20 protein-coding genes are annotated in these 16,969 nt (G+C 31.4%); 15 read left to right on the forward strand and 5 right to left on the reverse strand.

From position 1 onward, the window contains the following. The first annotated feature begins 71 nt into the window (after window positions 1–71). From CVU84_02925 to CVU84_02955, 7 genes are all read left to right on the forward strand, one after another. Entirely contained in the window at window positions 72–1,244 is a 1,173-nt protein-coding gene (locus tag CVU84_02925) for a phosphopentomutase (GenBank protein ID PKM95768.1), read from the forward strand. A 13-nt stretch (window positions 1,245–1,257) separates the two neighbouring features. Next, window positions 1,258–2,583 carry a pyrimidine-nucleoside phosphorylase gene (gene deoA, locus CVU84_02930; protein PKM95769.1) on the forward strand — a complete coding sequence of 442 codons (1,326 nt, stop codon included), beginning with the start codon at window positions 1,258–1,260 and terminating at the stop codon, window positions 2,581–2,583. A gap of 117 nt (window positions 2,584–2,700) precedes the next feature. Beyond that, window positions 2,701–3,897: a D-alanyl-D-alanine carboxypeptidase gene (locus tag CVU84_02935; protein PKM95770.1), complete on the forward strand. Its 1,197-nt coding sequence runs from the start codon at window positions 2,701–2,703 to the stop codon at window positions 3,895–3,897. Window positions 3,898–3,995: 98 nt separating this feature from the next. Beyond that, window positions 3,996–5,165: an LL-diaminopimelate aminotransferase gene (locus tag CVU84_02940; GenBank protein ID PKM95771.1), complete on the forward strand. Its 1,170-nt coding sequence runs from the start codon at window positions 3,996–3,998 to the stop codon at window positions 5,163–5,165. Between the two features lie 191 nt (window positions 5,166–5,356). Then, window positions 5,357–5,530: a spore coat associated protein CotJA gene (locus CVU84_02945; protein ID PKM95772.1), complete on the forward strand. Its 174-nt coding sequence runs from the start codon at window positions 5,357–5,359 to the stop codon at window positions 5,528–5,530. Between the two features lie 96 nt (window positions 5,531–5,626). Then, window positions 5,627–5,893 (forward strand): spore coat protein CotJB, encoded by a 267-nt coding sequence (locus CVU84_02950; protein PKM95773.1) that lies wholly within the window; start codon window positions 5,627–5,629, stop codon window positions 5,891–5,893. 11 nt (window positions 5,894–5,904) lie between these two features. Then, on the forward strand, window positions 5,905–6,162 hold the full coding sequence (locus CVU84_02955) for a manganese containing catalase (GenBank protein ID PKM95774.1): 258 nt from the start codon (window positions 5,905–5,907) through the stop codon (window positions 6,160–6,162). Here CVU84_02955 and CVU84_02960 read toward each other — a convergent pair. The 4 genes from CVU84_02960 to CVU84_02975 all read right to left on the reverse strand — a co-directional run bounded on the left by CVU84_02960 (window position 6,157) and on the right by CVU84_02975 (window position 10,713). After that, window positions 6,157–7,674: a recombinase family protein gene (locus CVU84_02960; protein PKM95775.1), complete on the reverse strand. Its 1,518-nt coding sequence runs from the start codon at window positions 7,672–7,674 to the stop codon at window positions 6,157–6,159. The genes CVU84_02955 and CVU84_02960 overlap by 6 nt on opposite strands. Before the next feature lie 79 nt (window positions 7,675–7,753). After that, window positions 7,754–9,238, reverse strand: a complete 1,485-nt coding sequence (locus tag CVU84_02965; protein PKM95776.1) for a hypothetical protein — start codon at window positions 9,236–9,238, stop codon at window positions 7,754–7,756. Window positions 9,239–9,255: 17 nt separating this feature from the next. Then, a complete protein-coding gene (locus tag CVU84_02970; GenBank protein PKM95777.1) occupies window positions 9,256–10,299 on the reverse strand; it encodes a hypothetical protein in 1,044 nt (347 codons plus the stop codon). Window positions 10,300–10,335: 36 nt separating this feature from the next. Continuing rightward, window positions 10,336–10,713 carry a cytoplasmic protein gene (locus tag CVU84_02975; protein PKM95778.1) on the reverse strand — a complete coding sequence of 126 codons (378 nt, stop codon included), beginning with the start codon at window positions 10,711–10,713 and terminating at the stop codon, window positions 10,336–10,338. Between the two features lie 372 nt (window positions 10,714–11,085). Here CVU84_02975 and CVU84_02980 point away from each other — a divergent pair, with 372 nt between their 5' ends. Beyond that, window positions 11,086–12,069, forward strand: a complete 984-nt coding sequence (locus CVU84_02980; GenBank protein ID PKM95779.1) for a hypothetical protein — start codon at window positions 11,086–11,088, stop codon at window positions 12,067–12,069. Between the two features lie 58 nt (window positions 12,070–12,127). On the opposite strand, the gene CVU84_02985 is transcribed toward CVU84_02980, so the two are convergent. Next, complete coding sequence (locus CVU84_02985; protein PKM95780.1) at window positions 12,128–12,538, reverse strand: XRE family transcriptional regulator; 411 nt, start codon at window positions 12,536–12,538, stop codon at window positions 12,128–12,130. Between the two features lie 142 nt (window positions 12,539–12,680). Here CVU84_02985 and CVU84_02990 point away from each other — a divergent pair, with 142 nt between their 5' ends. From CVU84_02990 to CVU84_03020, 7 genes are all read left to right on the forward strand, one after another. Continuing rightward, window positions 12,681–12,932: an XRE family transcriptional regulator gene (locus CVU84_02990; protein ID PKM95781.1), complete on the forward strand. Its 252-nt coding sequence runs from the start codon at window positions 12,681–12,683 to the stop codon at window positions 12,930–12,932. Window positions 12,933–13,024: 92 nt separating this feature from the next. Next, window positions 13,025–13,204, forward strand: coding sequence for a hypothetical protein (locus CVU84_02995; GenBank protein ID PKM95782.1), 180 nt, complete (start codon window positions 13,025–13,027; stop codon window positions 13,202–13,204). Window positions 13,205–13,423: 219 nt separating this feature from the next. After that, window positions 13,424–13,972 (forward strand): hypothetical protein, encoded by a 549-nt coding sequence (locus CVU84_03000; protein ID PKM95783.1) that lies wholly within the window; start codon window positions 13,424–13,426, stop codon window positions 13,970–13,972. 354 nt (window positions 13,973–14,326) lie between these two features. Further along, window positions 14,327–14,677: a hypothetical protein gene (locus tag CVU84_03005; GenBank protein ID PKM95784.1), complete on the forward strand. Its 351-nt coding sequence runs from the start codon at window positions 14,327–14,329 to the stop codon at window positions 14,675–14,677. Window position 14,678: 1 nt separating this feature from the next. Then, entirely contained in the window at window positions 14,679–15,401 is a 723-nt protein-coding gene (locus CVU84_03010; protein ID PKM95785.1) for a hypothetical protein, read from the forward strand. A 183-nt stretch (window positions 15,402–15,584) separates the two neighbouring features. Continuing rightward, on the forward strand, window positions 15,585–16,577 hold the full coding sequence (locus CVU84_03015; GenBank protein PKM95786.1) for a hypothetical protein: 993 nt from the start codon (window positions 15,585–15,587) through the stop codon (window positions 16,575–16,577). After that, the gene (locus tag CVU84_03020) at window positions 16,570–16,884 is read left to right on the forward strand and encodes a hypothetical protein (GenBank protein PKM95787.1); all 315 of its coding nucleotides are present in this window, start codon (window positions 16,570–16,572) and stop codon (window positions 16,882–16,884) included. Before CVU84_03015 ends, CVU84_03020 begins: the two co-directional genes overlap by 8 nt. Window positions 16,885–16,969: the final 85 nt, after the last annotated feature.

Genomic DNA, 16,969 nt, shown 5'->3' on the forward strand with positions numbered 1-16,969 from the left:
GAATACTTTTTATGAAAAATTTGGTATAATAAATTATGAAATGATTTTAAATTACTAAAGGAGGCAGCATTATGATTGATAGAGTAATATGGATAATTTTAGACAGTGTTGGAATTGGTGAGTTGCCAGATGCCGATCAATTTGGAGATGTAGGTAGTAATACCTTAGAAAATATTGCTAAGGCTACTAAGCTTGATTTGCCCAATTTGTATAAATTAGGATTAGGAAATATAGATGGTGTTGTACATTTAGGAAGAGTAGACAAACCAATTGGTATATATGGTAAGATGGCCGAGATATCCAATGGAAAGGATACTACGATTGGTCATTGGGAAATGTCAGGAGTATATTCTCCTCATCCTTTACCAACCTATCCAAATGGATTTCCAGATGAAATTATTACTCCATTTATTGAGCAAACTGGCAGGGAGATTCTTGCTAATAAGCCTGCATCAGGCACACAGATTCTTGAAGAGCTAGGCGAAGAACATATGAAGACGGGAAAGTTAATTGTTTATACATCTGCTGATAGTGTTTTCCAAATTGCAGCACATGAAGATGTTGTACCAATTGATGAATTATATAAATATTGTAGTATTGCTAGAGAATTACTTAAGAATGAACACGCTGTTGCGAGAGTAATTGCTAGACCATTTATCGGAGAGCCAGGAAGCTTCAAGAGAACTTCTAATCGTAGAGACTATTCTTTGCTGCCTCCTAATAAAACAATATTAGACTTGGTCAAGGAAAGTGGCAAGGATGTTATAGCTGTAGGCAAAATCGAAGATATTTTTTGCGGTCAAGGAATTACAGAAGCTGTTCATACAAAGGACAATATGGACGGTGTTGATCAGACAATTCAATATATGAAACAAAATAATTCAGGGCTAATTTTTACCAATTTAGTAGAATTTGATTCTAGTTGGGGACATAGGAATGATGTTCAGGCTTATGCAAATGGATTAATGGCTTTTGATAAAAGATTAAATGAAATTATGGATGAAATGAAAGATTCAGATATTCTAATTATGAATGCAGATCATGGGTGTGATCCTACAACGGAGAGTACAGACCATTCAAGGGAATATATACCATTTATTGCATTTGGAAATGAATTAAAGAAGGGTGTTAATATTGGAATAAGGAAATCTTTTGCAGATATAGGTCAAACGATTAGCGAAATTTTTGATTTACCTAAGCTACCTGTAGGGGAAAGCTTTTATCTAGATATAAAAAAGGACTAAGGAGCTATTATGTATGAGAATGTATGATTTAATTGAAAAGAAAAAGATGGGACATACTTTAACAGAAGAAGAAATCCATTTTATCATTGATGGTTTTACAAATGAAACAATTCCAGATTATCAAATGTCGGCACTTTTAATGGCTATCTATTTTCAAGGTATGAGCGAACAAGAAACCTTATCACTTACAATGGCTATGGCGAAAAGTGGAGATATGTTAGACTTATCTGAAATAGAAGGTATTAAAGTTGATAAGCATAGTACTGGAGGTGTGGGGGATAAGACGTCTCTCATCTTAGCACCTATGGTTGCAGCCTTAGGGATACCTGTTGCAAAAATGTCTGGACGAGGTCTTGGTCACACGGGCGGAACAATCGATAAATTAGATTCCTTTCCAGGACTTAGTACGAAGCTAAGTAAAGAAAAATTCATTGAAAATGTGAATACAATTAAGATGGCGATTGCAGGACAGACTGCTAATCTTGCCCCTGCAGACAAAAAAATATATGCGTTAAGAGATGTAACCGCAACGGTGGATAATATTTCTTTAATTGCAAGTAGTATTATGAGTAAAAAAATCGCATCTGGATCAGATGGCATTGTTTTAGATGTTAAAACTGGATCGGGCGCTTTTATGAAGGAAGAAGAGGATGCATTTAAGCTTGCAGTGGAAATGGTGAACATAGGTAATGGCTTAGACAGAGAGACAATTGCAGTTATTTCTGATATGAATCAACCGTTGGGGAAATCAATAGGCAATGCACTTGAAGTTATTGAGGCAATTCAAACTCTTAAAGGTGAAGGTCCTGCAGATTTATTAGAGATATGTTTACAATTAGGTAGTTATATGGTTGTAATTGCAGGTAAAGCAAAAACTCCGGAAGAAGGAGTTCAATTGTTGCTTGAAACGATCAACAGTGGAACAGCTTACAATAAATTTAAGCAATTTGTTGAAGCTCAAGGCGGCGATGCTAGTTATGTGGATGAAATAGATAAATTACCCAAAGCATCAATTGTTGAGGAGGTAACATTATCTGTTTCAGGATATATCAAAACGATTGATACTGAAGAACTTGGATTTGCGACGATGATGCTTGGTGGAGGAAGAGAAACAAAAGATAGTGAAATAGATTTGGCGGTTGGTTATATGATAGAGAAAAAAATAGGTGATTATGTTTCAAAAGGAGAGCCAATTGCATTTATTCATGGTAATGATAAGGAAAAAATGGAAGCCTCTAAAAAACGCTTTGTCAGTGCTTTTACACTGAGTGATGTACCAACGCTTCCTACGAAGTTCATCAAGGGAATAGTTACCAAAAATGGAATAAATAGATTTTAAACAATAGAATTATTTTTGATTAAATAGCTTACCCTATACATAGGAAATGGTTAATATGACAATTGAAACCATTCTACTATGTTTAACTCAAGATTTTCTAATAAGGAGAGGTAAGCTATGATTAAAAGAGGAATAATAGTAGTTTTTGGAGTTTTGATTTTGTTTTCTGGCATTTTTGCCCTCAATATATCTGCAATTAATACGCTATCTCAGACTAAGGAAGGAGATGTATTAAAGCTCACATCTCAGTCAGCTGTATTGATGGAACCTTTAACAAAAACAGTGATTTATGAAAAGAACAGTCATGAAAGATTGAAGCCAGCAAGTGTAACAAAAATAATGACTTTATTATTGATTTATGATGCGGTAGAAGCAGGTAAGATTGGTTGGGATGATGAGGTTGTAATAAGTGAAACTGCATCAGGTATGGGTGGTTCACAAGTATATTTAGAGACGAATGAAGTACAAACCGTTGCAACTTTGACCAAGTGTATCGCAGTAGCTTCTGCAAATGATGGTTCTGTAGCGATGGCAGAGTATATTGGTGGATCAGAGATAGGGTTTGTTCAAATGATGAACGATAAAGCCGAGGCCTTAGGAATGGTAGATACGAACTTTGAAAATGCTTCTGGACTAGACTCGGATAACCATTATACAAGTGCATATGATATCGCTTTGATGGCTAGAGAGTTAACTGTTAAATATCCAGAAATCTTTGATATTTCTACAATTTGGATGGATACCATTATTCATAATACCAAAAGAGGTGCTGAGGAATTTGGACTAACCAATACGAATAAACTACTTCAATGGTATGATGGAGCGACAGGTTTAAAAACAGGCTCAACTAGTTTAGCAAAATATTGCTTAGCAGGAACTGCAACACGAAATGATTTAGATCTTATAGCAGTAGTAATGGCAGCACCAGATTTTAAGGTTAGATTTAAAGAAGTTATGAGCATGTTTGATTATGGATTTGCTCTTTGTAGAAAATACAAGGATAACGTAGTAAACCAAGATATGGGCTCCTTGAAAGTTAGAAGAGGCATCTTAGAAGAGATTAAAGTGTTTGCTAAAGAAGATTTCAATTATGTAATGATGGATACAAAGTATGATGAAAGCAAAATAAAAAAACAAGTCATTTTACCAGAGTATATAGAGGCTCCAGTAGTAAAAAGTCAAAAGGTTGGAGATTTAATCTATACCTACGATGGAAAAGAAATTGGTAGAGTGGATATTGTAGTATTGGATGATGTGAATAAAGCAAAGTTTAGTGATTATTTGAAAAATGTATTTGAAAAATATGTAAACTAAAGTAGAGTGATACACTTACTGAGCCAATGAAAAGCAGTCCCTACATTCATTCTGTAGGGACTACTTTATCTTAAAATAAAATGAAAAGGGTGAATAAAATGGTTTTTGCACAAAAAATGCAACAATTAGAATCTGCAGTTTTTACGCAACAAGAAGCGTTGAAAAGAGATTTGTTATCAAAAGGTATAGAAATTTTCAATTTTAGTGTTGGGACACCAGACTTGCCTCCGCCAGATCATGTTATGAAGGTGTTAAGTGAGGAAAGTGCAAAAGCTTGTAACTACAAATATGCAATTAAAGACAGTGAAGAGTTAGTGGATGCTGTGATAGGTTGGTATAGAAAGAGATTTAATGTTAGCCTAGAAAGAGATGAGATATTGGGTTTAAATGGATCACAGGATGCCCTTGCCCATACTGCGCTTGGTTTGATTAACCCTGGTGAAGTCGTATTGATACAAGACCCACATTATCCTATCTTTTTTGTTGGCCCCCATTTATCTGGTGCTGATATTGTTACGATGCCGATGCTAGAGGAAAACAATTATTTAATTGATTTTAATCAAATAAGCAATACCGTAGCCCATGATGCGAAGATGATGGTGATATCCTATCCCAATAACCCAGTTACTGCTTTAGCACCCTATGAATTTTATGAAGAATTGGTTTGGTTTGCAAAAAAATACGAGATTAAGGTTATACATGACAATGCCTATTGTGAACTTGTGTACGATGGCAAAAAAGCTGGGAGTTTTTTAAATGTGCCAGGTGCAAAGGACATCGGAATTGAGCTTAATTCTTTGTCAAAATCATATAATATGCCTGGATGTAGAATCTCTTTTGCATTAGGAAATAGAGAAATTATCAAGAAGCTTGCAACGATAAAATCACATATAGATTATGGCATTTTTATTCCTATTCAAAAAGCAGCAATAGCAGCCATTACAGGTCCCGATGATTGTATTATGAATACTGTTCGTACATATGAAAAAAGAAGAGATACTTTAGTAAATGGCTTTACTGAAATTGGATGGCCAATGTTAAAACCAGAAGCAACGATGTTTGTCTGGAGTAAGATCCCTGATGGATTTTTAAATTCAGAGCAATTTGTTCATGAGATGATAAAGCAGACAGGTGTTTTTACCGTACCTGGTTCAGCTTTTGGAAAGATGGGAGAAGGTTATGTCAGGTTTGCTTTGGTTGATACAGAAGAAAAAATCAAAAGGGCAATACAAAAAGTAGGCGCTTGGTTGGAATCAAGAAACGCATAACCTTTTATGAATACATTACTAAATTCAGCCGCATTAATCACTAAGATTAATAGCGGCTTATTCTTTGAATAAAAACTAGTGAGTATTTGTTAGAGTAGTTGGTCCAATTAATTATCCTATATCTATACAAGCACAAATCGGACTTTTCAGAGTAATATAGTAGTGTGATTAATATCAAGGAGAGATGATAAATGTATCAAAAACAATTTGCAAACCCTGATTGTTTATATGGAAAAATGGACCCTCAATTTCAATTAGCACGTGCGTATGTTCCATTTCAAGTATTAGGTGATGTTTATGGCCCGGCCGAAGCACTTTGTAAAGGAACATTATTCCCAAAATTATATATGCCCTATCATTTTTAACCGATGTGCAAGCGAAGCTTGCATTCGGTTACGAAACCGTAGCGAATGCGTTGGTTTTGTAACATTAACAAGAAATAATTCGTGGAGGTATTATAAATGCATAACGATCAATTGGTCATGTTAAAAGAACTCATGGAAGTGGGTTTTTGTACTATTGAGATGTCTCTATTTTTAGATACACATCCTACTGATGAAAGAGCTGTTGGACTTCATAATTCATATGCGATTCGTTATAAAGAGTTAACTGATGCGTACAATATGAAGTATGGCCCTTTAACTTCAAATGATTTAAGTAAATGCCCTTGGGAATTTATAGCGGGTCCGTGGCCTTGGGAAATTGATTATATTAATTGTTGTATATAGGAGGATAGTATATGTGGATTTATGAAAAGAAGCTCGAATACCCAGTTAGGGTAGATACCTGTGATCCAGCTTTAGCGTCATTGATATTAGAACAATTTGGAGGACCAGATGGTGAACTATCTGCAGGTATTCGTTACCTCAGTCAACGTTGGACGATGCCTACTGATCAAGCAAAGGGTATTTTAACAGATATAGGAACTGAAGAATTAGCCCCAAGAGGTTATCCGTTATATCACCAGATTAATTTTCAACCAGGCTTGATATTATAGGATATATAGTAAGTGCAAAATTATCTGATCGACATCTTTTAATATAACATTTTTTTGATATGGATCATCTAAAGTTCGATACACTTCTAAGATTGTTTGAATTTTTGGAATAATACTCTTTTTATTATTTTCACGTTGTTCATCCATTTCTATACTTTTATTAATTATTTCAAGATCTTGCTTTATCTGTTTTATACGTTCAGAAATAATTTTAGAACGATCTAAAAAAGTATCTATGCTATAAACTTCACGTTCAAGCAGGTCATGAAGATTACTCAATTGTAACTCTAAATTTTTTAATTCAACATCAAACTTTAAAATAGCCTTTCTCTTAATATCTAATTCAATGTTATTTTCACTTTCTGAATTTTCCCATTTTAACTTATAGGCATTTAATATCTCTTCAAGTCCTTGCAATACTCGATCCTCAACGTAATTGAGGGGAGAGGATACTGTGCTGCATGATGGCTCAGAACACATCAAATAGTCAAATTTGTAAGATGTGTGATTCAAAGGTCTTCTAACCATTTTTCTGCCGCATTTACCACAAATAATAAGTCCTGAAAGGGGATTCATAACCTTTTTTCGGTGAGGTATGGGCTGAGATGGATTATGAGACATATACTCTTGAGCTAATTGCCAGATAGATTCGTCAATTATTGCATGATGAATTCCCTTTGTGAGAATATAGTCTGTTTTTCGTGGACGTTCTTTAACCATATGACCATCAACCATTTTTTTAACAGATGGTCGCCAGTTCCATCTAATCATACCGTTGTATACCGGATTAATCAAAATATCTCTAATAGTTGATTGTGTCCATATTTTTCCAGTCTTGGACATTACCTTCATTTCATTCAGTTTACGTGCAATTAAAGATACACCTATTCTTTTTGGAGCACCATTTGATTCAATCTCTCCATAAGTATATAATTTATAAATAAGCTGAACTATTTCAGCTTCATTTTCTATTGGTTCTAAGGTGAAGCCCTTTCCATGTTCTATCTTTATACGCGTATAGCCATAAGGAGGACGATTACCTACATATTTTCCTTCTTTAACTGATTCCAACCTTCCGCGTTGAAGACGTCTATTAATTGTCTTGAATTCACGCCTAGACATAAAAAGACCAAACTCAAAGTACTCCTCATCATATTCATTATTTGGATCATAAGTTTTCATTGGAGTAATGATTTGTGTATTTGAGTATTTAAATGTTTGTGCGACTAAGCCTTGATCAATAGTATCACCACGAGCTAAACGCTCGACTTCCATTACGAGTACACCATCCCAGATGCTTTGTTCAACTTCACTTAAAAGTTTTTGCATCTCGGGTCTTGCTATAATGGTTTCACCAGATACAACTTCTCTAAATATTTTTGTAACAGGCTTGTTAAGACGTCTAGAAAGCTCAATAAGAACCCTTTCGTGGCGAGCTAGAGTTTCACCTTCGCCATGTGCTTCTGCATCCATATCGGCACGAGATTTTCTTAAATACATACAGTATTGCATTGGATCACCTCAAAAAATTATTCTCCACATTAGAAGAGTAGAGAATATATTTATATATCATTTAATAAATTTTTTAAAGTTAAATAATGTTATTATAGAACAGAATAATCATTATAGCTAACAGTAATAAAATTATTAGCCAACAAAGAGTATATAAATGTATTTTTGAATCAATATACTTTATATCTTCTTTTAATACTTGATCCGATTTAAATATCTTAATAATATCTTTTTCACACAACAAATCAGCATATTGAGATTTGATTCTATCATAATTACTTTTAAATCTAACTAAGTATTTTTTCTTATCAATATGAAGAAAAAGCAAATATAATAAAGATATTACAATAAATAGTGATGATACAATACATATTTCATCTGTAAAAATTTCATTAAACCTATTTCCAGCTACCACATTAAGTACTATAACAGTAATAAAAAAAGTTATTATTGAAGTTATACTTGTTTTAAAACTATTTGAAAATGATTCACAATAATCATGGCTTTTTTCTGATAACTGAAAAAGATGTTCTGAAATGTTATTTTTTATTTCTATATATCTACTTACATTTTCCTTTAGATAAATTTTGAAGTTAGATTCAATTGAACTATATATCCCACTATTAATTTTTGACAGGTTATTATCATCTAGAGATAGAGATATGATATTTCTTGATAGTCCAAGTTTATCTGAATAGCTTTCTTCACAATATATCCAATCATAAATTGAATTAATTTCATCTATGTCCAACACAGAAAAATTATTAAATGAAATTCTGTTTTTTATGAGTTTGTATCCTTCTAATTGAGCTATTAAATAATCATTCTCAATTTGAGAAAGATTGCAAATATCTATTAAGAAATAGATATAATTTAGTCGGTAAAACAAATCATTATACTCATTTATAGAGCATGGTACTAATAGCCGGAACGTATTAAGTGATAGATTTTCAAATTGTCCACGTTGTAGAAAATTGCAATCAGATCCATACTCAACTTTAGTTTCATTATGAATGATTCCATGAAAGCTATTTTGATCATTGATATTACCGATATGAATATAGGGTGTCTTTAAGCATATAGATTCCTCAATAGTATGAAAAGAAATTTCTTTATAATTTAATTGCTGAAATAATTCGTTAAAGTTTTTAAGTATATGAAATAAACTCAGTGATTGTAAATAAGAAAAAAAAGAATCAAGAAAATAGACATTGATGATATTTTTATCTGCCTTTTTAAATATTCTTAATTTAATTTCATACTGATCTCCATCTTCCCAATATTTATTTTGATCATTAATATTAGAAATAAAATCATTTGTATTATTTGTGCTGTTATTAATAATTATTGGGTCATTATAACTACCTTGATTGGTTATATGTATTATTTCAATTGATAAGAAATCATAAGAATATGAATTTAAAAATGAAATCAATTTATACTCTATTGGTACACAAGTTTGATTTAAGCAAAAAGTAATATTTACCTCTTTGAAATCTTCAGTAATTATAGATTCTTGTTGTACAGCATTAAACAATTCAATAAATTCATTGTATAAACCCATAAAAACACCTTCTTAGTTTAATAATAAAACAACTTGAATGTAGCTTCATTTTTAGTCAAGATTTTCAGATACATTTTTCCTTCATCATCTTTATAAGAAACAATATCTTCTTTTATATTATCAATATCCTCAGTAAATTTCAACTTAATTTTAGGGCTTATATCATATTCTTTTTTGAATTTCGTTTTAATTTCATCTTTAATGATACTAAATTTAGGATCAAAACTATTTTTTTCAGGAAGTGCTCTAACTTGAGCGATTACTCTATTTATGTCAAAAGCAGAACCTTCTTCAACGTAGTAATTACCTAATACAGCATCAACATATGTATCTATTTCAAATACATCCTGTGTTCTAAAATAATGTGTATGAGCATTACTTAGTAAGTTGTAGTCAGATGGAAATTGTGGACGGATCTTTCTGATCAAAAAATTTGATATAGTTGAATAAGCATTTTTAGTATTTTCATTATCAGATTGAAGCTCATCAAATTCTAAAAACATATTATCCCAATAATCAGCAATAGTCTTTTTTCCACAATCAGCAATCAGAATATCATCAACGTGCATTGATTCTTCATTTAAAGTAAAGCTTATATCACATACTTTATATATTTTGCTATTTAAAGGTGGTCCAGTTATAATTCTTAGATCCTCATCGCTTAAAATAGAAGAACCTTCGATTTTAGTTAAAAAATAATGTAATGTCCCAATATCGTCAAGATATAAGCCTTGTATAAAACTACCTTTTTGTAGATCAGAAGGTGAAGTTTGTTGTCTAACCATTTCAACCCTAAACAATTTTTGAGATATTCTATTTGAGTATTCTTTAAATAATTCATCTTGAGTTGTAAAGTCCTCTTTATTGACTAGATCTAGTATTAGAGACACAACTTGTGTAGCATTATCACGAACTTTATAAAATCGTTTATTTTTATCATTATATAAATTAATAATAGTACCTAAAATGTAATTTTTAGCATCACCAGTAGATACGTTTCTTTCTTCAAGCTTGCCATCTACAGAACTAATGTTATGTAATGAAGCATAATATAGTATCATTTATAGATCCTCCTCTAATGATTTTACATGACTTGATTAATTGAATATACAATTTGCTAGCATGGTTTGAACGTCTTTAATGTTAGTATTCTTTTTAAATTCTTTTTGTATAGGGGTTGAGTTACCAGAAATCCATATCTTAAGTTCTGAATCATTATCAAAAGTACCTGCAGTTTCTACAGCAAAGTGAGTGATACTTTTGTAGGGGATAGAATGATATTCAACTTTTGATCCAGTAAGCCCTTGCTTATCTGCTAAAATAAGACGTTTATTTGTAAAAATAAACATATCTCTAAATACTGCGAAAGCCTTCAATATGGTTTCACCATTAGCTAGTAGCGGAGAAAGTTCCTTTTCAACTATCTTATTATCTACCTGAGATGCATTTCCCATTAATGAATCTAATAATCCCATTAAAAAATCCTCCTTAGTAATTATTTTTTTGTTTAATTTATAGCTATATATAAAAAAGACAACTAAACCATGGCAATGCCAAAGCCTAATTGTCTAATTAACAAATTGTAATAGTTAATTGTATTAATCATAATAATCTCTCTCCCAAATTATTTTGATTACAATATTTTTAGTTATTTATAAATGATTTTATATTAACTAAAATAATATCACAACATAAGATCACTTACAAGCACTTTTATTGATATATTATTACAATATAAACCTTTAATTGACACGAACAAACGTTTGTGATATAATTCCCGATATAGCAAAATACAGCAAAATATAAACCTAATATTTTCATTACTGCTAGAAGCAGGGGGAGGGCATATGGACATAACAAGATTAAAAGAGAGTGTATACAGAACTTGTGACAAAGTACTTAATAAATATTATGAAAAAGCAAAAAAGTTTAATCAAAAGCAATACTTATATTCGTTTTATTCAACATTAGTTTTGTTTGGATCTGGTTTTTTTTATGCTTTAATTGGAGTTCAAATCAATAATGAAATTTATCAGAATATGATAATTAACGCTGGGGTAGTAAATATAACTTTATCAATTATCATATTCAGTTTTTCTCATTTTATAAGAATTACTATAAATGGTGTAATTAATACGTTAACTCATTTTACTAATAATTTAACTTCAGAGTGTGTAGCGATCCATGAAGCTGGTCATGTTATATTGACAGAGTTTCATTTTCCCTTTTCTATAAAATCAATAAAATTAACAAGAGGTATATTCCATTGTTGGGATGAATATATGAATCCAGGATATATAATTCAAAATATTAATTTTATGAAATGGAGATATAATTTTAACGCTTTATCAAAAAACGATATTGAAAAGCAAATTGCGATTTCCCTTGCTGGTTATATTAATAATCAAATTTACTTATTACAGGATCTTGATCAAATACAAAGAAGCATTATTGATATTATATATTTTAGCGATAAGTCACAACTTGATTCGGACTTTTTATTTGTTAGAAACCAACTTCCGGTTATATCTCGTTATGAAGATTTAGAAAAAATCATTGAAAGTACATATAAAATACTAAATAGAAATATCAAATCCACAAATGCATTAGTTAGTGTAATAACAAAGAAAAAAAAGGTTAAACACAGTAAAACAATAAAAATATTGAAAACAACCATTTCCTCAGAAGACTTAAATTTAAAAAAACAATATAAAAAAATTTATCCTAAACTACTATATCTATTCGTTATTTTTGCAGAATGGATGCACGTTGAAAATACTGTTGATATACTTAGGGAAACAGTTTTAACACTTAGGTTAAATAATTACTAATCAACTAATGTATGGATATTAAGAAAGAATTGGATTGGATGTAATATTAGTAACATCATTATTCTTCTGTTTTCTTTCTTAATTCTTCCATTTTTTCAGCATTTTCTAATGCGCTTTTTATGTCACTGAATAGTTCAAATTGAGTTTGTCTTTGCATTTCCTTGCCATTAAATATATTGATATCATTGTTTTTAAGGATATCTAATAATTGATAAAATTTTTCTTTCAAATCTTCTTTATTATCTTCGCTATTCATTTGTAATGATTGACCGTCGATACTTCTACCCAAAAGATAATCTACTGAAACTCCAAAAAAATTAGCTAGTTGTTGTAATGTATCACTATTAGGTTCAGTTCTTCCTGTTTCCCAACTTCCAATGGTTTGCTGAGATACATTTATCATTTGACTTAGTTCTCTTTGGCTTAAATCTCTTTTTTCGCGTTCCTGTTTTAATCTGTTTTTTAGCATTAGAGCTCACCTCACATAACATTATCATACAACAATATGTTGTTAATGTAAATAAATACAACAAAACATAGTAATAAGTCTTGACAACTACATTATGTTGTTATATAATTGCCACATAACATAGTAGAAAGGGGCTGACGATCTGAAAAATTTAATCGCAGAACTTAGAAATAATAAAAATTTAAGTCAGTTAGAACTTGCCGAAATGCTAAATGTTACGCAGCAGACACTAAGTTCTTGGGAAATAGGAAGAACAATACCCAAACCTTATCAAATGCAATATTTAGAGGATATATTGGGAGAGAAAAAAGAGAATATTTTTTTTGAAGACTTTAACTACAAAATGAAGTTAATTCCTAGTTTGAAATTAAAGATATTGATCAAAAGCAAGTAAGCAGATAAGGTGGAAAACAATAATTAATTAATGTAATCAGGACAAATCATTTAAACATATAAAAAAGTAAGGAGATTGGGAGGTATATGCTTATGCCAAGTCCACCTGTAATAGGTAACGTAGTAAAAGAATTTATGATAGGCAATACTACTATAAAAATTTGCGACGATTCTTATAGGGATAAAACTAAGGAAGATGTTGACAGAATTCTAATGAATATATCCCGAAATGCTTATGAGTTTTTGAATGCACAAGCGAATAAGCCTAGTTAATAGTTAAAACGTTAAAGATGAAGGAAGATAAGAGCAACTGTTGCGTTAATATTAGGCAGTTGCATAGAAAGACATGGACAAGATAGTTGAAGAAGATACTCATTAATTCATGAGTAACAGAAATGCTATTCATTTATTAATATTATTTTATAACAAAAATATGTAGCACGTAAATAAGCAAAGTAATCATATTCGAAGAAAAAAAAGGAGGAATGAATTATGTGTGTAGCAACGGTAATTAAAGAAGCAAGAGAAAGCAATAAATTAACTCAAGACCAAATGGCTTACAAATTTGGAGTATCAAGAAGTACATATAGTGCTTATGAACGAAAAACAAGACCAATACCAGATGATTTAGTATTAAAGATAGCAGATGAATTTAATGATCAACAAATTATTGCAGAGTTTTCATATGAGAAAGGTACTGAATTTTTCAATGTTCCAGTTCTTGATAATGTAGACAAGTACCCTCAGGTAGTTATGGATATTCTAATAGAAGAAGCTAGCGAAATGATTAAAGCTTTATTACAGATAAAAAATATTATTAAGAATAAAACTAGGGCTGATCAAATCGGGAAGGACGTATTTGAAAGACTTATGGAACAAGAAGAGCAAGTTGGTGACGTTTACACAGCTCTTAAGATGCACTTTATAACAATGCAAAAATATGGAGTCAATGTCAAAGATGTAGAGCGAAGATGTGTAATAAAATTAAGAAACAAAGGATTAATAAAAAAAGAAAAAGCACGCCTTGGCAGGACGTACTAAGTAATTAACTTAAATAAATTATACCATAAAAACATTTAAAATTCAATAGATTCTTAAATATATAGGAGGCATATCAATGGAAACATTTATTCTTTGTATGTTATATATTTTAACAATATTATCTATTCACCTAGTGGACAAGCTGATTTCTAAAGTGCTCAACAAGTTATTAATATAAATTATGATAGCCAGAGGACTGTGCACGGTTCGATTCCGTGCTTGGCTACTAACAAAATGGGCTCTTTTGACTCTCCCTCAAAAACCTCTTTTAAGGATAAATAATTTTCACCACGTTATACCTTTATAAAGCCCATTTTGTTTTTTACTATCAATCAAATACTAGGAGGATAAGCTATGGGGTTAGATATCAAGGCATTAGCTCGTGGAGCACTCGAAGAAAAATTTGACATCGAAGTTGACAAAGTAATTAATAACATAATGGATCCTAATACATCGTTCAAGCAAAAGCGTAAAGTAACCATTACTTTAGAATTTACACCTAAGGATGAACAGAGAGACTTTGTTGATGTATTAGTAAATGCAACGTCGATAGTTGCGCCATATGGACCAATTAAAACAGCAATTATTATTGGGAAAGAAAATGGTGAATATGCAGCAGAAGAAATTAATCGTGGTCAGATACCAGGACAAACAAGTCTAGAAGACAATGACAAAGTTATTCAAATGAATAAGGAGGCTAATTAAAATGATAAAAGAAGCAATCGAGTATTTATTTAATAAAGGTACTGAGGAATTTGGTTCACTCGAAGTTGAGGGAAAGACCTACATAACAGGAAATGCATCAATGATTGAAGAACCAAGAGTTAATAAAGCCTTTCTCTTAACAACTCTTACTGGCATTGTAGATTACATCAATAATGCAGTTGATGTAAAAGAGGTAGGTAGAGAAATGACAATTCACATTGATGATCCAAATACAGTAAGTATATATTCGCAACTCAATGATGAACGAAAAAGAGAGCAGTTAGTTATTGCAAAGGCAATTCTACCAAATGTTGTATATGACCGATTTCTAGAATCAGAAAATTTCATTATCGAACTAATGAGTAAGTTTGAACCTACAGAAGACCGTGAAAAAGTACTTAAGTTGTTTGGATGTATTAAGTCAGAACAAGTACATAAATCAATGGATGATGGTTTATCACAAACAGTTACTGCTAAAAAGGGAATATCTACAGTAGCGGAAATGGAAGTTCCGAACCCTGTAACATTAGCTCCATATAGAACATTTCCGGAGCTTCCACAACCAACTAGTAAATTTGTATTAAGACTTCAAGATGGTCCTGAAGCTGCTTTGTTTAATGCTGGAGGTACTTCATGGAGAGTCGAAGCAATGCAAAGTATTAAGGAATACCTTGATGAGGGTATTAATCCAGAGCTTAAAGAGTTCGTGAAAATTATTATGTAATAAAGAGGGCAATTGCCCTCTCTGCATTAAAATAAGGGTATACAAATGTATATCCAAAACGATAGTGTATACCCTAATGTATACCCATAAAATCATTAAATGTATAGACATTGTATACCCATGATTAGGTCGTATACCTTTATGTATATACAAAATAATAAAACTACTGTGGGAGGTAGAAAAATGAGATATGCAATAACTGTTGATCCTGGTAAGGATACAACGAAAGCAATATGTAGTTTTCGTGACTCAATAGGTCCACTAAATGAAAAGAAAACATCATTTCCAACACGGCTATATGATTTAAGCAATGGAGATATTGAAATTCAAGGCAATTCATTTCATGTCGTTTATGATGATAAAGAACTTGTCATAGGAGAGCAAGGTGAGCTTTATGACACTCAAACTACAAAAACATCACTTTTACATAAGTTAGCAATATTTTCTGCAATATCTAAACTAATAGATCCCCTTGATAAAGAACCATGCATTGTACTTACAGTAGGATGCCCAACAACCATTTTCAGGAACAAGTCATTAAAAGAAGAATATAGGGAATACATAAAGTCTAATCCAATCGTGATTATTAACAATCGTAAGCATTTATTTAACTTTGAAAAAATCATTATCAAAAACGAAGGTTCAGGCATTGTTTACTTAGAACCTAATATTTTTCTGCAAAAAAGAGTCGCGGTTTTTGATATTGGAGGTAAACAATTTAATTTTGGGATTTTTGATAATAGAGTATTGATACCCAGTAGCTCTTTTAGCAATAACTTTGGTGGTACAAAATTACAATCCTTGGTAAGGCAAGAACTCAATATTGCGTTAGGTATTGATTGTAGTTTAATGGATGCCAAAAATGCTATAGAGAATGGTGGTATTTTTATTGATGGAGAGCTTAACGCAGATAGTGTAATCGTAATTAAAACAACAATTTCGCGTTTTATTAAGGATTATATACTAAAGTCTCTTGAAGAAAGCAATATTTCAATTAGCTTAATGCCAGCAGTTGCTGTAGGAGGTACTAGCTTCAGTGTTTTAGATGAGTTTAAAGAGATTGTTCCACATTTAATAACACCTACTAAAGCAGATAGTATTGAAACCTTTCAATGGGCAAATGCAGAGGGTTTTCATATTGTCTGTAAAGTAAAAGCAGGGATGATTAATGGCTGAAGACAGACCTCAAAAACCACTTAAATTTAAAAAAGATAATATAGATGTCTATAATATTCTTTGTGGCAAAGAAAACTTTACGCAGTATGTTTGTGATGCTGTTAGATTTTATGAAAAAAACTCACATTTAAAACAAGAGATCTCAAAAACAAAGTCAAATGAGAGTAGTAATGCAATTTTAGATGATATTCGGAATAAATTACAACGTATTGAGGATGCAATCAACAAATTGCCTAACGGTTTAGAACAGAAAAACCCCTTGGTGGACAGTCAACTTATTAATCAAATCTTAAGTGAGGATGATTAGCAAAAGAAGGTGTAAAGCTTGTCAAATTTATTACCATTATGTAGTTGTGAAAACTGTGGTTATACTACCTGGTGCTTGCCAAGTT

The organism is Firmicutes bacterium HGW-Firmicutes-1, assembly GCA_002841625.1.
GTDB lineage: Bacteria > Bacillota > Clostridia > Lachnospirales > Vallitaleaceae > HGW-1.